Source organism: Chitinophaga silvisoli (genome assembly GCF_003412465.1).
Lineage (GTDB): Bacteria > Bacteroidota > Bacteroidia > Chitinophagales > Chitinophagaceae > Chitinophaga > Chitinophaga silvisoli.
The window spans coordinates 838931-857939 of record NZ_QTJV01000004.1 but is presented as its reverse complement, the minus strand read 5'-3'; the positions used below and the strand labels follow the sequence as shown (position 1 = coordinate 857939).

The following is a 19009-nucleotide window of genomic DNA, read 5'->3' as shown; positions in this document are numbered from 1 at the left end:
ACTGGAAATTTTATGCCCTCAAAAGCAGTATTTATAGACCATGATGAAAACGAGATGGAATGGTATATAAATAATACCGGATTATTACAGATGGAAGTCAGTTCAGAAATAGATACGCCAGGTCATGCGTTGATGACTTTGGATAAGTTGGATGTGCAGAAATTGATAAAGATGTTGACGGAGATAGAGAAGGATATGTAGGTGTAAGATCGTCTGAAATAAGAACAGCAACAGTTGCCTGTTGCTGTTCTATAATGAATCGTTGAGCGAGAAACGGTGAAAACCAATTATACTACGGGCAAATAATTATTACTTTGTTATCTGGAATCAAATGTAATATAAAATGTTTATTGTAATAAGTATTTAACATGAGATTAACCGGAAGTATGCCCCAGGTGCATTAGCTTCGTGATCGAAATTGATGTTTACTTTCGAATTCAATAAAGACAGTTTATCCCCTAATTGTTACATTCAATTAGGTTGTAATTGAAGCAGACTTTTCCAGGTCTGCTAAATTTTTTGTTCATTGCCTGGAACGCAATTGTGCTGTGAGAGGAACTTACTGCGTAATGATACTCGCTACTACATTCACCCCAATATCACGGGCCAGGTTGAATACCCAGGTGCCTAATTTCTTCAGGTGTGTAGTCATGGCAGGACCGTCTTCATTCCTGGCCGCATCTTCCGCATGAATAACGGCGGATAAGGCAATGATCTGCTCATCATTTTGCGGGGCCGTATACAAAGCATTTTTAAGCTTTTGAAGTTCCTCTAATATAATAGGGTAGTCATATTTTTCTTTTGATGTGCTGACAGGTCCGTAATTGACAGCACCTCTGCCCATTGCGCCAATGGCGGAGTTATGTACGCTTATTTTATCCCCCATGATGATGTCATTCTTTTTCATGATACCTCTGGATTATTATTAAAAGATCCCATTTTTTCAATGGTAGAATTGTTGGCTTCATATTTATCTCCATTGATGTGATCGCCAAAGACTATCTTATCACTTTGGAAGGTGACAGTAGTATTGACAGGGGTGTCACTGGTCATAGCCTGGGAAATACGGCGATGTACTTCAAAGATCCCTGCCTTGTCTTTGCTGCTTAAGACATGTTGGGAGCCTGAGTTCATTTCAATAAACAAGGCATATAATTTAGGTATAAAATATTCATAAATGCCATAACCGACAATGGCCCCTGCCACCAGGTAAAGCAAGGTGATTTTATATGTAAAAGTGACCAGGAAGATAATACCGGCGATAATCATAGCGGGAATCGTCACCCGTTTACGGCGGATCACTTCATGTGTAGAAAACCTGCTGACATTTCTTAACTGGATCGTGGTGCCGTAAAACGTAAGCGTTTGATTCGTGAAAATTAATGAGCCTAAGTAGGGTGAGTTTGGGTTATTGCTGTTAGAACGCATGCGGTGTGCTTTTAGGTTAAAAAATAAAGATGTTGGTACATTCAATTTACGGCAATTAATTTAATCAGGTATGGCAGAGTATGTTAGTCTATTTTGTAAATAAACTGTAAACAAAGAAAGGAGACAGTAACACCGAAGATGTTACTGCTCCTTTTTACGTTGAGCTGTTGGGGGTGCTGATATGCTTTTAATGGATCAAGGGCTGGGGTTATAATATTTTCATTCTTATTGCGCAATGGAACAACCTGTAATATAAATAGCTGAGTATTTTTTTAGAATGTTAGCTTCTCATCCTTTTTGCAACTATATAATAATGATCAGCTGGTGATGGAGAATATTATTCTTTAACCTCGGGTTAACGGATTTCCGTGATATACTATCCTAACTTCGCCAGCCTTCATATTATTTACTTAATTATTTAAGATCCCAAACTTGATAACCAGTTTATGAAGAGCTTATTTTCAACAGTAGCTTTTAGTGCGCTCTTTGCTATCCATGCGGATGCGCAGGATGTATATAAGATGCAGCCAGTGGCCATTCAGACCCGCTGGGCAAAGGAAGTATCACCCACAAATGCTTTAAAGGAGTATCCACGACCACAGCTGGTAAGAGCGCAGTGGCAGAACCTGAACGGCCTCTGGTCGTATGCTATTACAGCGAAAGATGCAGCTATGCCTGGAACATGGGACGGGCAGATCTTAGTACCTTATCCTTTGGAATCGGCGTTGTCTGGCGTGAAGAAGGCATTACAGCCAGACCAGTTACTCTGGTATAAGAAAACGATTGCAAAACCGGCAGGTGAGAAAATATTACTGCATTTTGGTGCAGTAGATTTTCAGGCGACCATCTTTGTAAATGGAAAAGAGGTAGGTAGTCATAGTGGCGGGTATGAAGCTTTCACCATCGATATTACCAACGCATTAAAGACCGGGGATAATGAGCTGGTCGTAAAAGTATATGATCCCACAGATCAGGGTGTAGGACCTCATGGCAAGCAGGTCCTGCATCCAGCTAGTATTTATTATACACCCACCTCCGGAATCTGGCAGACGGTATGGTTAGAGGCCGTACCCAAGACTTATATTGAAGGCCTGGTATTGACACCGGATATTGACAAAGGTGTGCTTTATGTAAAGGTAAACGCCCCCGCAGGTAGTGCAGTGGAGCTTACCGCGCTGGATGGATCCCAGGTAGTGGGCAAAGTAAAAGGTAAGGCGGGTGCTGTATTGGCCCTGCCGGTGAAGAATGCGAAGTTATGGTCACCGGAAAAGCCGTTTTTATATGACCTGGTAGTTCGGCTGAAAGGAGATGAGGTGAAGAGTTACTTTGGCATGAGGAAGGTCTCTTTGGGGAAAGATGAGAAGGGATTTGTAAGGATCTTTTTGAACAACAAACCCTATTTTAACTTAGGTACCCTGGACCAGGGCTTTTGGCCGGATGGTTTATATACCGCTCCTACGGATGAAGCTTTGAAATTTGATATTGAGGCGATCAAGGCAATGGGCTTTAATACGATCCGTAAGCATATTAAAGTGGAACCAGCCCGTTGGTATTATCATGCGGATAAGATCGGGATGCTGGTATGGCAGGATTTTGTAAATCCGAACCAGGGACTGCCGGAAGGGGCGAAGCCTGAGTTTGAAAAGGAGAGTAAGGAGATATTGGAGCAGTTGCATAATGCGCCGAGTATTGTGACCTGGGTGCTATTTAATGAGCAGTGGGGTAGTTATGACCAGGAGCGACTCACGAAGTGGGTGAAACAAACAGATCCGAGCAGGTTGGTGAATGGGCATACGGGAGAGTATATCTTTATTAATGAAAATGAGATTAAGTCAGGGAAGGATAATTGGGTAGCGAGTGATATCGTCGATTTACATTCTTATCCTAACCCGATGAATGCACCGGCGCAGGAAGGGATGGCAAGGGTAGTAGGAGAGTTTGGCGGTATTGGGGTGTTTATTCCGGATCATCAGTGGAATCCATTGAATGCGTGGGGGTATATTCAGGAGAAACCGGCCGCTTTGCAGAGTAAGTTTGCGATCATGGCGCAGCATCTGAGATTGCTGCAGCAGGATGGCTTGAGTGCTTCTATCTATACACAGCCTTTTGATGTGGAAGGAGAGCAGAATGGGTTGATGACGTATGATAGGGAAGTGGTGAAGATCCCTTTTGAGGCGTTGAGGAAGATTCATGGGCCGTTGAATACTTCTCTTGCTACGGAAGTAGTGCCACCCGTGGTGGCGCAGAATGCGGATTTGACGGAGCCGGCGGAGTTGTATGCAAGGATGCTGGAGGAGTATATTAATGGAAAGAGAGAGCGGGCGTTTTTGTTGAAACTGGCGATGGCTGCGAAGCAGGTGGGGGATGCGCCAGGGGCGGATATGGCAGGAAATGCGTATATAGCGGGGTTGAAGGAGCCATTGAGTGAGGAGGATATCAGGATTGTGGGGCAGTTTGCGAAGAGTTCGAAGGATGCGGGGTTTGGGTTGATGAGGCAACATCCGGAGGAGTTTAAGAAGGTGTTGGGAGAAAGGCAGTACCAGGTGAATATGATGAATATGGTGTTTAAAGGGGTGATGGAGCCGATGATGAAGGAGCATAAGGATTGGAGTGAGATAGAGCGTGTGATGAAGGGGTATGGTGCGCCAGGGGAGGAGATGTATTTGAGGGCGAAGACGGTGTCGTCGCTGAATGCGAAGGATTGGGCGGTGTATGTGCCGGCTGCGGAGGAGTATTTGAGGAAGTATGGGGAGGGGATGAAGGAGGAGGAGAAGAGTATGTTTATGGGGGCGTTGGAGCAGGCGAGGAAGAATTAGGGTATTCGTTAGTTGTTGAAGATAGGGCAGGCTTCCGGGAGGGGGCCTGCTTTTTTATTATGATTCGTTAACGATATAAGAAATTGTCTTGGACTACTCCCATCTTGAATATTGTTTCATTTCATTATATCAAGATGACCTCCTACACTATATCCTGCATCCAGTAAAACCGCATATTGCAAGAAGATTTGTTTAATAGTAATAAGTTCATCTAATTTAATTAGATAGAGGTATTATCATGCGGATTTTACATAGAAAGTTGGTTTCCTATTTCAATTATATTATATAAAAGAGGCATCTTCTAACGGTAAGATGCCCCTTTAATTTTTTTTGGTTCATAAAAATCATCCTATATCAAAGGCAAGCCTAACTCCTTCAAAAACGCATTATGCTTACCTGCTGCCTCATCTGCTTTTTTCCTTATCGCCACTATTTGCTTGTTCACCTCCATAAGATCTACAATCTCCTCCTCCATAGCAGTACTCACATACCTTGATATATTAAGGTTATACCCGTTCTTCTCAATTTCAGCCATTGAAACCTTTTTGGAATAGCGATCCTGGTCATTCCGTTTTTTATAAGTGTCAATAATTTTTTGAATATCGTTTGGTTCTCCACCTTCTCCATTGCGCAGACGATTTTGTTTCTTCCCTTTTTCGTAATATTCAGCTGCATTGATAAATAATACATCATCAAATTTCTTGCATTTCTTCAATACGATTATACATACGGGGATGCCAGTTGAGAAAAATAAGTTAGCAGGTAAACCTATTATTGTATCAATATGACCATCCTTCAGCAGTTTAGTCCTGATACGTTGTTCGGCACCGCCGCGGAACAATACACCAAGGGGTAGAATAATAGCCATTGTCCCCTCTTTGCTCAGAAAATGAAAGCCATGGAGAAGAAAGGCGAAGTCTGCCGCCGATTTAGGGGCAACCCCATGACTTTTGAATCGGAAATCATTCGCTAATGTATCGCTGGGATCCCAGCGGAAGCTGAATGGAGGATTCGCAACAATAGCATCAAATTCCAGCTTTTTAGCTGGATTCATTTCGTTTAGAATATCCCAGTCATTCTTAAGTGAATCGCCGTGATGTATTTCAAATTCTGTATCCTTTACACCATGCAGCAACATATTCATACGTGCCAGGTTGTAAGTCGTGATGTTAGTCTCCTGTCCGTAAATTTTCCCTATTCCATTTGCACCCATCTGGCGGCGTACATTTAAGAGCAAGGAGCCGGAACCACAGGCAAAATCCAGTACTTTATCTAACTTTTTCTTTTTACCCAGCCCTGGATTCTGACTATCGAGAGTTACTATTTCTGAGAGTACGGTAGAGATTTGTTGAGGTGTATAAAACTCGCCTGCTTTTTTACCACTACCTGCAGCAAATTGGCCAATCAGGTATTCATATGCATCGCCGAGTGTATCTATGTCAGTTGAAAACTTTGCTATTCCTTCTGCTATTTTCTGGAGAATGATACAAAGTCTTGCATTGCGGTCCGGATAACTCCTGCCTAATTTTTCAGAGTCGAGATTGATCTCGGAGAATAGGCCCTGGAAATTACTTTCAAAGGACTGGTTTTCTATGTATTTAAAGCCTTTTTGAAGGGTTAATAACAAATCTTTGTCCTGTTTGCGCGCGAGTTCTGAAATATTGCTCCATAAAAACTGAGGCTCGATCACATAGTGCACTTTTCGACGCATTTGCTTTTCAAATGCTTCTATATCAGCGGAGTTTGCGGCGTACCAAATGCTAAGGGGGCTAAGTCTTTCCTCGTTTTTCAATACAGGATAGTCTGCACCCAATTCCCTCTTTGCTGCTACTTCATAGTTGTCAGACAGGTAACGTAAAAAAAGGAAGGATAACATGTAATCCCTGAAATCATCAGCATTCATATTGCCACGCAGTTCATCTGCAATTGCCCAAAGCGTGTTACCTAATTGTTGTTGTGCTAATCCCGTCATAATTATGTTGTTTCTGCTCTTTACATGAAAAGGAATGGTATATTAAAAAGGAAATAATTGCTGCACAAGTCCTTTCTTATGCAGTTTCAGTGCTTCAATTTTTTCTGTTTGTACGGATATCTCTTCGTCCATGGAAGAAAGACAATCTGCAATCTTTTGTTGTTCTGGCAGGGAGGGGAAAGTCACCGTAAGAGTTAGCAGATCCTTTGTGTAGATGGCTGCAACACTTGTTGTTCCGGTAGCCATACTTCTTAATGAGGAAATGGTACTTTGCGTATTGAAGAAGTAATTCATAAAGACATTTGAGGCGATATAATCTTTATGAAAGCTTAGCCGCAATAAGTTAGAATTATATAATGCAACAGGAAGCTCGTTCTTCCATATTGCAACCTTTCCCACCAGCTCTAAGGTATTTCTTGTATTGAATAGAAGATCATTGTTCTTTAGAATATCCTCTTTGTTGTATGCTGATTCATTTGGTAAATATTGGAGCTTTTTTACATTCATTTGCCCCCTTTCTAAATTACCCATTTTGATAACAGGCATCCCTGAAATAGCGTCGGAATTTTCATAATTTCCTCCTAATCTTCCTTCAACAAGAATCTCGTGAAGCGATTTTTCATTCCATTCCTCACTGTCCTTAAACTCCGGAAACCGCATTAGAGGGGCCATTTCACCAGGAAGGGGAAAAAGATTTTGCATGAGCCCTTTTTTGTAGGCTTTGAGTGCTCCCAGGTGTTCGGTTTCTGCTGTTATTAAGTTATCTAATGATGAAAGGCAATCTGCAATTTTTTGTTGTTCTTCCGGATGAGGATAAGGTAATGGCATCTCCATAAAAACAGTTGGAGTAATGCTCATCCTATCAAATCTTGCTCCTGTATTAGAGACAGCATGCAGGTATTTATGCCAGGCGGTAGTCTTAAAATATTGCTCAAAAAAGTCGTTATTGTTATTACTGAATCTAAATACGGTGTAAAGCGGAGACATGACCCCCATTGCTATTTTGTTCCTTGAGATAGGGCCAACTGGTGCAGCTGTTGATATACGTGGATTATACACATAATCGCCGTAATCCACAATATAATACCCTTCCAAATTGCTTTTATTCGCAATATCTTTATCAAAATAATCCCTTTGATCTACGATGCCGTCAGCTGCTGAATTGGTCAGAACGCGGCTGATATTGTTTAACTTATTTTTTTTTGTAACAAGTTTTGCTATTTTGGAAAGTTTTGTTTCTTCCCAATGTGGAAAAGGCTGGTTATTGGATAAGCTGAAACGCAATTCAGGCTCCATGCCTATTTTTTTCTCTTTACTCATAAACAGATAATCCTGATATTTCGTGGCCATTGGCCAATTTTTTTAATTGCGGCGCTAAGTCTTCCATGAGCGCCAGTTCTTTCTTACCCCTCTCTTTCCAGCCGAGTTCCAGCGGAGCCAGAAGCTCATTCAGTTGCTCATCGTTAAAGATCATTCTGTTAATGACATTATCAGTAAAATCTTTTAATGCTTTTATTTCCAGTCCGTGCTTTTGTGCAATCGTGGCTAACTCAATATGATGTTTTTCATCTTTGAAAGATTCATAGCCTGCCTTAATCTCTTTTTCAGAAAGAACTTTTCCTGATTCCAAACTATTTATATAGTCTGCAATATCGTTGCGTTCTTCCATCAGGTTGGAGCTACTACCCATCAAGTTAATCAACTGTTCGCGGCTCATTTTCTGTTTAGAAGGTTCTTTCTGTGTATACTTTGCAATCAACGACATAATGTAATCATAATCTATTACAGCGGAAGCAAATAATACAAATTCAAAATCAAGTTGCTGTACTTCAGGACTTGCAGCATCGCCTTCTTTACTTTGTTTTTCTTTCAATCTTTTTGCGGTATCAAGGTACGCGCTTTTAAAAGATCGCAGGTCCTCTGTCGCCAGCAATTGCTCTATCTTCTCCTTATTTTCTGTTTCAAGGTCAGTATATTGATCTAGCTGGGTCTTTAATCTCTGTACTTCTTTAAAGTGGTTGATGAACTCTGCTCTTGCTGTGTCTCCTTTCAGATTGTGGACTTCTTCCGGCGCGCATTTCAGTCCACGACTTTGCATAAACTGTCCTAAAGCAATTACAGCTTTCTCGTATTTGGCAATTACTACCGGAGCAGCATCCACGAGCCAGATTTCCCTGGCTTTACCCGTTTCTTCACCTGAGAATAATGCAATAGCTTCTTCTACGGCCTTCTGTTGGTTGCGGAAGTCCAGTATATTTCCATATGGTTTACTGTCATTCAGGATACGGTTGGTTCGTGAAAATGCCTGTATAAGTCCATGGTACCTCAGATTTTTGTCTACATACAGGGTGTTGAGATACTTGGAATCAAAACCTGTCAATAGCATATCAACTACTATCACAATATCTATCTTCTCCGCATGTGGCAGATCTGCATTTGAATATTGCTGGTCCTTTATACGTTTTTGTACATCCTGGTAATACGAGTCAAATTCATTAATGCTATGATTCGTTTTATATTGCAAATTGTATTCTCCGATAATCTCTTTTAAGGCACGTTTCTTTTCATCTGGTGCCACCTCATTATCTGCTTTTTCCTGGGGCAGATCTTCCTGTATCTGTTTTACATCGGGATTACCCTCGGCTGGTGGAGAAAATACACAGGCAATATTTAAAGGAATGAAATTTTCATCTTCCTTTTTCCGCTGTGCTTGTGTTTTTTTAAAGAGCCGGAAGTATTCTATTGCACTATTAATTGATTCCGTTGCTAAAATCGCATTAAAACGACGTGAGTTTGTCGCACCATTATGCTTATTCAATATAGCTTCTACTACAGCCTGCTGTGCAATCACCTCGCCAGCGCCAGGTATACAATTGCCTGTACCCTTAAAATATTCGATGTGAAAACGCAGTACGTTCCTGTCTTCAATCGCATGGGTAATTGTATAGGGGTTCAGGCGATTCTTAAATATATCTTCTGTGGTCTGGTAAGAGGCCTGTTTCCCGTCAATTTTTGTATATGCAGCATTTTGTTCAAATATGGGTGTACCCGTAAATCCAAAAAGCTGCGCATTGGGGAAAAACTGTTTAATGGCCTTATGGTTTTCACCAAACTGAGACCGATGACATTCGTCAAAAATGAAAACCAGGCGTTTTTTGCTTAGTGGTGCCAGTTTTTCTATGTAGTTCCTGCGATTATCAGGATCAAGTGCAAGACCGAGTTTCTGAATAGTTGTTACGATTACCTTATTCGCATAGTCATCTGAAAGCATGCGTTGAACCAGGGTTTCTGTATCAGTATTTTCTTCTACACAACCCTCCTGGAATTTATTAAACTCCTGACGTGTTTGACGATCAAGATCTTTTCGATCTACTACGAATAAACATTTTTCTATATCAGGATTATCTTTTAGTAGTGTCGATGCTTTGAAAGAGGTAAGTGTTTTACCGCTGCCGGTAGTATGCCATATATATCCATTACCCCGGTTTTGGTGAATGCTGTTAACAATTCCTTCTACCGCATAGATCTGGTAGGGGCGCATTACCAATAGTTTTTGCTCACTTTCTACCAGCACCATGTAGCGGCTGATCATTTCTCCCAATTTACACTTTGCCAGGAATCGTTCAGAGAATTCATTCAGATGAGTGATTTTCCTGTTATCCTCGCTAGCCCACTGGTAAACTGGCAGAAATTGTTCGTCCGCATTAAAACTAAAGTGCTGGTTACGGTTATTAGCAAAATAGTATGTATTTGAACGATTACTTACTATAAATAGCTGCATAAAGCAGAGCAATGTATTATTGTAGCCATTCCCTGGTTCATTTTTATAGTCTACAATTTGCTGTATGGCTCTGCGAGGACTGATTTCCAGCGTCTTTAGCTCAATCTGCACAATGGGAAGTCCATTAATCAGAATTAAAACATCGTAACGTTGATTACTATTTTCAGTGTTTATTCTTAATTGATTGATAACTTCAAACTCATTTTTGCACCAATCTTTAATATTTACCAGTGTGTACTGAAGTGAGGAACCGTCTTCACGCTGAAAGGTATTACGTTGGCGCAGGATCTTTGACGCAATAAACACGTCGGAATTGATAATTTCATCCCGCAGGCGGACAAATTCCGAATTCGTTAATTGGACTCCATTTAAGGTATTAAATTTTTCGCGAAAGTTTGCCTCCAGCGATTTCCTGTCCCGGATGTCGTTGCGATAGGTATATTTTAAATCGGTCAAAAGCTCAACGAATCCCTTTTCTAATTTTGATTCAGCAACACTTGACATTATTAACAGCTATTTGGGTCTTATAAATAGATAAAGTCTGAGTGCATTCGCAGTATTATTCCTGAATACGCAACTTTGTATATTAAAATTTATCAATATGAATTTAGTTGCATTACAACTTGTGAAATTACAATATATATCGTGTAATATCAAAATAGGATATTGTAGAATCAACCAGCGTACATTGTCCTTGACATAAGCATGACAATATTGGATTTTTCACTGCTTTACCATTTTGTTAGCATAAAAAAACAGGATTTTTCCCCTGCCCCAAATCCCATCTTACTCCCATTTGCTCCCTAAATTTGATATCAATTCTTCCACCCCCAAAAAATAATAACTATGACAATAGTCACTTACTCCCCAACTGTTAACGTCTCATTAATTTCCCCCTCATCCCCATGTTACCAACATACACCGAAGTGCAATTATTACCTGCCTTCTGAACATCAAAGAATTATTTAGTATCTATCAATATCATAAATACAAATGATTTCTTATACTTCCGGAGGCCTACCACCCTTCCTACATACCGAGCACCTAATCACAATCCTAATTTATCCATTTCTAAATGGTCAGGAGCTGCTATCTCCATCCCGATAATTTAGCAAACTCTTAATAACCATTTGTTAACAATCACAGGCATGAGCAACACTAACGACGCACCATCAACACCAATAGAGAAGATTGTTGAAACGCCCCCAAAGGATTACATCAGCAAATCCCTGGTATCCCGGCAGTCTCCATCCACCGACCAGATTTCATTCGAAAAGATCCTCGAAAGAGTCGTTGTAGACAATTCCTTCATTTGGCATGAAAACAGGCAACATACTGAATACATCATCCAGCGCCTCAAAGAAAAAAGAGTCCTGTTTATCCGTGCCCCTGAAAGCTATTGGCTGCGGCATGCCGCACTGAGATTAGCTACCGTACTAAATAGTAGTATTAATAGGTTATGGCCTAATTGTGACGGCGTATACAGGTTGAATGGTACGGAGAAATTTGCTTTCTCCTGCTGGGAAAAACAGGAATTTGAGAAGACGAAGCTGATCATCGTTCCCCGGAAACATACCGCTGAGTACCTGGATAGATTGCTAAACACCGATTGGGATACCGCCCACCATACATGGCTCTCCAGTCTGCATAAAGCGAATATCTGCCTGGTCATTCCCGTTCCTAATAACGAAGGTTTTAATAATTATTTTAATACCGCAGAAGATCTATTGAGGACTGAATATGCAGTCTGGGATCTGCAGGTCATCTCGCTTGAATTAACCCGGCTTCATTACAACCAGGGACTCAGCTTCTACGAAGAGCTTAAAATAACTTCATCATACAATGCATGTAATATCAATAGCCTCTTACGTCACCTGGCAGCCATTGGAGAGGCAGATAATGGTTTTGATGAATTTAAGATACAGGTCACAGACGCAATTGTTAATTATAATAAGGTCCGGGACGAAGATGAACAACACATTATTCAGCTCCTAAAAGAAAAAGACTCCTTAAAGGTTATCATCATTTTTATTGCTGCATTTTTTGAAAACATCACCATCGGGGATTTCCAATTATTAGTCACTCTTATGATTGGGAATAGAGAAATCCCTCCTGCTCATAAGGATGAAAACAGGCCAGCCTCTGTAAAGCTCTATAAAGATATATGGTCCGATTTCCTGCAGGTTGAAATATACAGAGAGGATTGCAGGTTACAGACCTTCGTTGAAAATAATATTACTTATGTACGTTTTAGAAGCAATGACCTGGCTGGTAGAATACAGCAATATTTCCTGACAGAGAATAGAATGATGTTTTCCCTGTTGTATAAAGACCTTTCTTCGAACGATATCTTATTTAATAATTCATTAAGTAAAGACTTTTATCCATCGCTTGTTAAAGTAATTTTGACAAATGCCTCCCAGAATATTACTGACCATGATGAACTTTGGCTGGTAGATCTCCTGAGGAAACAAGCCATTGTAATGCATGCAAATGCATCTAATGCCGATTCTGTCAATGATATTTTGGATGCCGTTCATCCGGATATTGTAGCCCGGTATGTTGAATTTGTCCAGCAGCGACTGGTCCTATTAATGCAGCATATGCTGATGCGGAAGGAGGAGAAATTTACCCATATCATTAATGAGTTTTTCCGCCTGTTATTGGACAACCTGGATAAAAAGGACCTCGCCATTAAGTTAGCGATCCGCTTGTACAATGAATTGAAAGACCGCGAGAAATTTTCGGCTACCCAGGTCTTTACTTATTTCAGACAGGCGCTGAATGAGAGTGAAGAAGAGGAGCGTTTCCTGATCTATGATCAGATGCACTACAATTTCGATAAACAGGATATGTATCAAAAAACTGATGCATGGATTAAAGACCCTATTGATCAGAAGCTTAATAAGCATTCACGACAATATGCATGGTTATTCAGGTTAGACTACTGCATCCTGTCATTCCATGAATATATCACAAAAGGTGCAGATGCAGAGGATAGGTACAACCTGTATACCCCTACTTTGGAAGGAGAACCTTTTACACGTTCATTTATTCAGCTCTTAGAAGATATATGTAATAAGGAATGCCTGGAAAGCTGGTACGAGTTATTAAACTTTAAGCAATTGTTCCTCGGACGGTTTAAGATATTGGAAAGCATTATTACAGGCGAACAGCAGCTCATCGGCAGGGATGAAGAAAAGATGTGTACAGTGATCACCCTGGCTGCCGATATCTATGAAAACTGGTTTTACATCATCTCCACCTGCAATACAGATGAAACATTGAGAGCCAGCAAGCAGCAGGAATTCGGCAAGGAACTGCGTAATGTTTTATCGAAAGATCACCTTGTGGAAATTAAATCTTATTGGTTAGAAAAGAACGATGATATATATGAGAAGACCATTTTATCGCTTGGGAAAATACCCGGAAATATAAGGGAGGACAAGATCCGTTTTGAAAAGTTAAAGACCAGGAGAGAAAAGTTAAAGGACTTATTGGTGAATGTTAATGCATAAAAAGATATTCTTATGAATAAAATAAATTACCATTTAGAAACCATAAAAGTAGAAGGATTTGACAAGTTGATTTGTGAAGTTGTGCAGGAAAGTAAGGTACCCGAGCGTTCATTGAGTGATCAAATAATTGTGAGCTACGATCGTGGTAATAAGAAAGCTGTTGTTTATAAGAAAAAGCTATGGGATAAATGGTTGCCTGCAAGAGAAAAGTACCTGATTGATACCTTTGAACAGGTAACAAAAAAGCAGGCATGCAAATTTGAATCTACTGAGTATGGGGATGTGGAAGTGGAGTTTTGTCATAAAATGAAGGTCATACCCGGTAAGGAGACGCTCTTTACTACGAAGATGGTAGGTAGGAATAATCCACAGGTGACTATCTCCCAGGAATTAAACAGCATCATGACTGAACTGATTCAACACCATGCCGGCGAAATTTATGCTAATCCGGAATCCCTCAGGTCGCTGGTTAAGACGAGTATGGCTACACTTGGGGACAACCTGGGCCTTGAAATCCTCACTACACTTACTTTGCTCACAAAGATCCATGTGCCCAAATCACAGGAGATCTCTGAAACAAAAGCCCGGGTACAACCTAAGAATTACAATGGATATGTGAACCTGAATTTTGAGTTAACCCTGGTGCCTGACGGATCACCGCAAAAAGAGTTGTTGGCATCCCAGGCTTTTAAACAGCAGGAAGAATTTGAGACGATTTTAGTCGCCTCGTTAAAGTCATATATCAGTGCGCAGGTCACTTATAACGACCTGATCCAACAGATCAATGATAAAGTCAGGACCGACCTTATTCAACATTGGAACGAGGAATTGAGCCGGGCTAATAAAGCATGGAAAATTGGAGATGTAACGCTTGAATTGCCTGATGCCATACCACAACATTACAGGAAAGACCAGCTGGAGGTAGGGGCTACCCTGAATAACGCCGAAATCCTGCTGAAAAATACATTGACGCTAAACCTGGAAAACCCCGAGAAGTTTAAGCTTTCACGTATCAATGATATGGAAGAATGGGTGAAGGGTAAGCTGCAACAAGCTACCCAGAGCGTAGTTTCAAACCTGACTTACGCCGAACTGATCTATCAGTTCAGGAATTTGTCGAATAGGATTTGCGAGCGTTTTGGACAGGATACAAAGGACATCGGGTACCAGATTAATAGTTTCCTGATTTCAGATTTGCTGGATGCAACAAAGCTGGATGTTCAGTTGCTGATCGATGAGCAGGATGCAATGTTCACCACACAGATTAAAGATATCGTGAGACTTTCACTCACTATCAATGGTCGGATCAGGGATTTAAACAATGATACATGGCAGTCACAGTTGAGGCCGGATTCTATTCCTTCGGAAATGATTAAGACGGGAGTGATTAAATTTTTGTCGGATAAAATTGCTGCTTTTTCCAGTGATAACTTTTACGATGACTTTAACAGCATCAATTTTAAAAGAAATATTGAGTCAACACTGAAAGACTATCTCAAAAAGACATTTAACGTGGACGAAAATGTGAATATCAATTTATTGATAGGTCATACCGCACTTACAGAAAGACTCAATACGCTTAGCAGGGGCTTTAAGCAAGTTACCCTGTCTTTTTTGGATGGGGAGGCAGAGTTCAGGGTGTATTACCAGATTACAGGGGTAGACTCCCACCTGTTTGGTGCCTTTGCGGGGAATAACTTCCCGGATATTGAAGACGAGTTAAATAGGATCAATGAGTCATTGGAGATTTGCCTTTATGAGCATATCAACCTCCAGGTGGAAAGACTAAAAAATGGTGCTAAGGCTGCACAGTATATTAAGAGTAAAGCGGAAGAAGCTGGTATCCGGTGGATCAAAGAGCGTTTCTACCTCAATATTCAAATTATCCAGGTGAAACAGGTCAAGAATACATTTAGTAATGCAGGTAGCCATATCTGGACACAGGTATGGGAGGACGATATGGAGCGCATCAAGGAGCGTATTTATGAACTGAAAAAGAAATTGTTTAATGCCAAAGACGGACTTTATACGCCTGAAGAAATTGCGCTGTGGAAAAAGGAATTGGAAGAATTAATGCTACAGTTTATCCCGACATATAATGAACCGGAAGCGGAGCCTGTAACAATATTGTTGACCGAACCTAAAGATATTGCTCATGATGCATGATGAACTCCTGGAGGATCTTAAAACAAAAAGTAGAGACAGTTGGCACGTCTCATTGTTATTATATGACTTTATCAATGAGAAAAAGTTGTATGACAATGGGATGGTTGAGCAGGCCTATTGGGATAATTATCTCACAGAGATAACCGGTAGATTGAAGCAATTGGAAAAGGATGCTTACGAATCCAATGAGGCTGTTGCCAGTCGGCGGATCTTCATCTCTTATAGTTGGAAGGACCGGGAGATGGCAGAGAAGATCTATAATTACCTGCGGAATTATAAGGTAAATACTTTCTGGGATGTGATTTCGATGGAAGCAGGAGAGGAAATAGAAAACCGGTTGGAGTTGGAAATACAGTCAGCGGAGTTTTTTTTGATTATTGTGTCTGAAAATAGTCTTCGATCTTCCTGGGTGAATAAAGAGGCGATGATGGCGCGGATGAATATTGAAAATGGCCTGGGTTCCAGAATCATACCAATTGTTATAGAAGAGCGATTTTATGATAATGATGATTCTTTAGTTAAGGATATCCTGGATTATTTTGATGAGAAGATAAGCCGGCAGTCAAGGTGGATGAAGGAAAGGATTGATAAAGATTCAGGGGAGGATATATTTCTGTCACAGCGGGCTGAATACAAATTACAGCGGGATAATTTTTGGAAGATCATGAAGACATTAAAAGAGCGGGCTACCGTGAGATTGACTGATGGGCATTTTGAGTCCGGGATGCAGCGGATCATACACCTCTTCAATAAATAGATAATTGCGAAAACTCACTATAAGATTAACCTCTAATAATTATCATTATGAATAACGAAGCATTGAAACAGGGAACCGTGGAAAAAACCTGTTTCGTCATCATAGGCTTTGGAAAGAAAATGGATCATGCCAATGGCCGGGAGATAGACCTGGATAAAACTTATAAGTATATCATCGAACCCGTATTTAAGAAGTTAGGTTTCTTTTGTTTTCGTGCGTGTGACATCGCACATAGCGGAGTAATTGATCAGCCAATGTATGATAATATCCTGAAAGCAGATTTTGTGGTGGCTGACCTGACTACCTTCAACCCTAATGTACTGTATGAATTAGGTGTCAGACATGCTGTGAGAAAGCATACCACTATTGTGATTTCTGATGATAAGAATGTATTACCATTCGATCTGAGCCATGTGAATATTGATAAATATCAACACATGGGTAATGGTATTGACCATGGAGAAGTAACCCGGTTCTGTGATTACCTGGAAGAAAAAGTAAGGCAATTGATGGCCGCACCGGCAGTGGATAGTCCATTGTATGCCTTGTATCCCAGTTTGCAGGTGCCGGTGTTTACACCGAAAGAAGTGAATGAAATCAAGGAGAATATCAAGGAGATTGGTTCCTTGTCTGACTACATTACCATGGCAGAAGATTTCAAGCGTTCGAAAGATTATACTGCTGCTATAAAAGTATTAAGGCAGGCGAAGAAATTGAACCAGGACAATGTGCTTGTAACACAAAGACTGGCGCTATGTACGTATAAGTCGGAATTGCCGGATGCGAAGCAGGCATTGGAAGACGCAGCAAAGATCCTGGAGGAATTACATCCGGATACATCTACAGACCTGGAGACACTAGGATTGTGTGGTGCCATTAATAAGCGCCTGTATGCTGTGACGGGGGAGATGGAGTACCTGAACAAGGCAGCCTGGTTTTACGACAAAGGGTTTTATATAGGTAGCGACTATTATAATGGTATAAATGCGGCTTATATATTTAATGTGCTGGCGAACCTGGAACAGGACTTTTATGAATCGAATGCGCATTTTGGCAATGCGAGGAAGATCAGGAAGCGGGTGATTGAGATTTGTAAAGGACTGATGGCTGATGAGAAATGGGAGGGCAGGGAGGATAAGGAGTGGGTATATCTTACTATGGCAGAGGCGTATGTGGGTTTGGATGAGCCAGGGGTAGAAGAGGAATGGTTAGAGAAGGTGAGGAAGGTGGCGAACGGGGAGTTTAGTATGCAGTCTTATTTGGAGCAAAGGGCGAAGTTGCAGAAGGAGTTGGATCAGTTTAAAAACAAGATAATACTTTAACTATGGCAAGGAAGGTATTTTTTAGCTTTCATTATGGTAATGATGTGAGCAGGGCGATGGTCGTTCGTAATAGTGGGATGACGAAGAATGGTATCCAGGAGGCTGGGTTTATTGATCATGCTGATTTCATGAAGTTGGAGAAGACGGGGGATGCTGCTATTAAAAGGTGGATTAATGAGCAGTTGGATGGATCTACTGTGACGGCGGTGTTGATTGGGGCGGATACTTTAGAAAGGCCATATGTACAGTATGAGATAAGGGAAAGTTATAAGCGGGGGAATGCCATTATTGGGATCTTTATTGATGGAATTAAAGATTTGAATGGTTATACATCTTCCAGATGTAGTGTGTTCGGATTGAAGATAGGTGAGAAAGATGGGCAGGATGTCTATTTTTCTGGTGTGCCGGTTTACAGTTGGACGGATGATAATGGGTATGAGAATCTGGGTAAGTGGGTGGAGGATGCGGCAATTAAAGCAGGAAAGAAGTAATTGGGTGTGGAGAAAAGGTCAGCGTCTTTTAAGGTGTCGACAATACGGATGTGATGGATGAATTGGTGAAAGAAAGGATCCGGGTACTGAGGCAGGTATTCATATAAATCAGGCAAGCCAGATCAATAGCATATTTTTTATAGTTATGATGATTTTTTCATCTATCTTTTGACCATGAAAAAACTGCCTTTCTTCATTTTAATAATACTTATCAGTTTTCAATGTAAAAATGCTAAACCATCTGAAAATCAAGCAACTGTTGATTCCAATAAAATCGAGCAAGCTGTTTCAGGCCCAGCGCCCGTGGTTCAACAACCGCAGGTTGAACCAACTGCACCAACCTCACCTAAAACCTTTAGTGATACCGCTGTCATTATTACCGACACTACCACTATTGAAATAGGCCCCGTGAAAAAGTACGGTGTCGATGAGGATGCTGATAAGCAATACCTATCAAGATGTAAGAAATGGAATCTTGATTCAGCGACCATAGATAAACTGCTAAGGAATATGGAACCCCTGGATGGCATAGGCTGGGATTTAGCCTATAGCCACCTGGATTGTAAGTTATATTCAAAGGTTAAGATAAGTGGCAAGTCTTATCTGCTGGAAATTAATGCAGGATCCTGGTTAGAACTAACTACTAAAGATACAACGTACCTATTTATCCCTAAAGACAGATCATTTGATAAATATTTCATTCTACACGTAGGCGAGTAAAAATAATCGGGTGTCTCATTAATAAAACAGGACACCCG

13 protein-coding genes are annotated in these 19009 nt (G+C 40.8%); 8 read left to right on the top strand and 5 right to left on the bottom strand.

Features of this window, described 5'->3' with window-relative positions; genetic code table 11:
* Positions 1-12: 12 nt before the first annotated feature.
* Complete coding sequence (locus DXN04_RS15520) at positions 13-201, top strand: hypothetical protein (RefSeq protein ID WP_116854257.1); 189 nt, start codon at positions 13-15, stop codon at positions 199-201.
* Between the two features lie 358 nt (positions 202-559).
* On the opposite strand, the gene DXN04_RS15515 is transcribed toward DXN04_RS15520, so the two are convergent.
* A complete protein-coding gene (locus tag DXN04_RS15515; RefSeq protein ID WP_116854256.1) occupies positions 560-907 on the bottom strand; it encodes a hypothetical protein in 348 nt (115 codons plus the stop codon).
* A complete protein-coding gene (locus tag DXN04_RS15510) occupies positions 904-1428 on the bottom strand; it encodes a DUF6232 family protein (RefSeq protein WP_116854255.1) in 525 nt (174 codons plus the stop codon). Before DXN04_RS15510 ends, DXN04_RS15515 begins: the two co-directional genes overlap by 4 nt.
* A gap of 446 nt (positions 1429-1874) precedes the next feature.
* Between DXN04_RS15510 and DXN04_RS15505 the strand changes: the two genes are divergently transcribed.
* Positions 1875-4244, top strand: coding sequence for a glycoside hydrolase family 2 protein (locus tag DXN04_RS15505; protein ID WP_116854254.1), 2370 nt, complete (start codon positions 1875-1877; stop codon positions 4242-4244).
* 349 nt (positions 4245-4593) lie between these two features.
* Here the strand turns inward: DXN04_RS15505 and DXN04_RS15500 are convergent, their stop codons facing one another.
* The 3 genes from DXN04_RS15500 to DXN04_RS15490 are packed head-to-tail and all read right to left on the bottom strand — an operon-like array spanning position 4594 to position 10501.
* Positions 4594-6216 carry a type I restriction-modification system subunit M gene (locus DXN04_RS15500; protein WP_116854253.1) on the bottom strand — a complete coding sequence of 541 codons (1623 nt, stop codon included), beginning with the start codon at positions 6214-6216 and terminating at the stop codon, positions 4594-4596.
* A 42-nt stretch (positions 6217-6258) separates the two neighbouring features.
* Positions 6259-7566 carry a restriction endonuclease subunit S gene (locus DXN04_RS15495; RefSeq protein WP_199415048.1) on the bottom strand — a complete coding sequence of 436 codons (1308 nt, stop codon included), beginning with the start codon at positions 7564-7566 and terminating at the stop codon, positions 6259-6261.
* Positions 7529-10501, bottom strand: a complete 2973-nt coding sequence (locus tag DXN04_RS15490; protein ID WP_116854252.1) for a type I restriction endonuclease subunit R — start codon at positions 10499-10501, stop codon at positions 7529-7531. The genes DXN04_RS15495 and DXN04_RS15490 overlap by 38 nt, the downstream gene beginning before the upstream one ends.
* Before the next feature lie 644 nt (positions 10502-11145).
* Between DXN04_RS15490 and DXN04_RS15485 the strand changes: the two genes are divergently transcribed.
* The 6 genes from DXN04_RS15485 to DXN04_RS15460 all read left to right on the top strand — a co-directional run bounded on the left by DXN04_RS15485 (position 11146) and on the right by DXN04_RS15460 (position 18971).
* The gene (locus DXN04_RS15485) at positions 11146-13515 is read left to right on the top strand and encodes a hypothetical protein (protein WP_116854251.1); all 2370 of its coding nucleotides are present in this window, start codon (positions 11146-11148) and stop codon (positions 13513-13515) included.
* Between the two features lie 12 nt (positions 13516-13527).
* A complete protein-coding gene (locus tag DXN04_RS15480; RefSeq protein WP_116854250.1) occupies positions 13528-15681 on the top strand; it encodes a hypothetical protein in 2154 nt (717 codons plus the stop codon).
* A complete protein-coding gene (locus DXN04_RS15475) occupies positions 15671-16438 on the top strand; it encodes a toll/interleukin-1 receptor domain-containing protein (RefSeq protein WP_116854249.1) in 768 nt (255 codons plus the stop codon). Before DXN04_RS15480 ends, DXN04_RS15475 begins: the two co-directional genes overlap by 11 nt.
* Positions 16439-16485: 47 nt before the next feature.
* Positions 16486-17760: a TRAFs-binding domain-containing protein gene (locus tag DXN04_RS15470; protein WP_116854248.1), complete on the top strand. Its 1275-nt coding sequence runs from the start codon at positions 16486-16488 to the stop codon at positions 17758-17760.
* A gap of 2 nt (positions 17761-17762) precedes the next feature.
* The gene (locus tag DXN04_RS15465; RefSeq protein WP_116854247.1) at positions 17763-18251 is read left to right on the top strand and encodes a TIR domain-containing protein; all 489 of its coding nucleotides are present in this window, start codon (positions 17763-17765) and stop codon (positions 18249-18251) included.
* Between the two features lie 174 nt (positions 18252-18425).
* Positions 18426-18971: a hypothetical protein gene (locus tag DXN04_RS15460; RefSeq protein WP_116854246.1), complete on the top strand. Its 546-nt coding sequence runs from the start codon at positions 18426-18428 to the stop codon at positions 18969-18971.
* Positions 18972-19009: the final 38 nt, after the last annotated feature.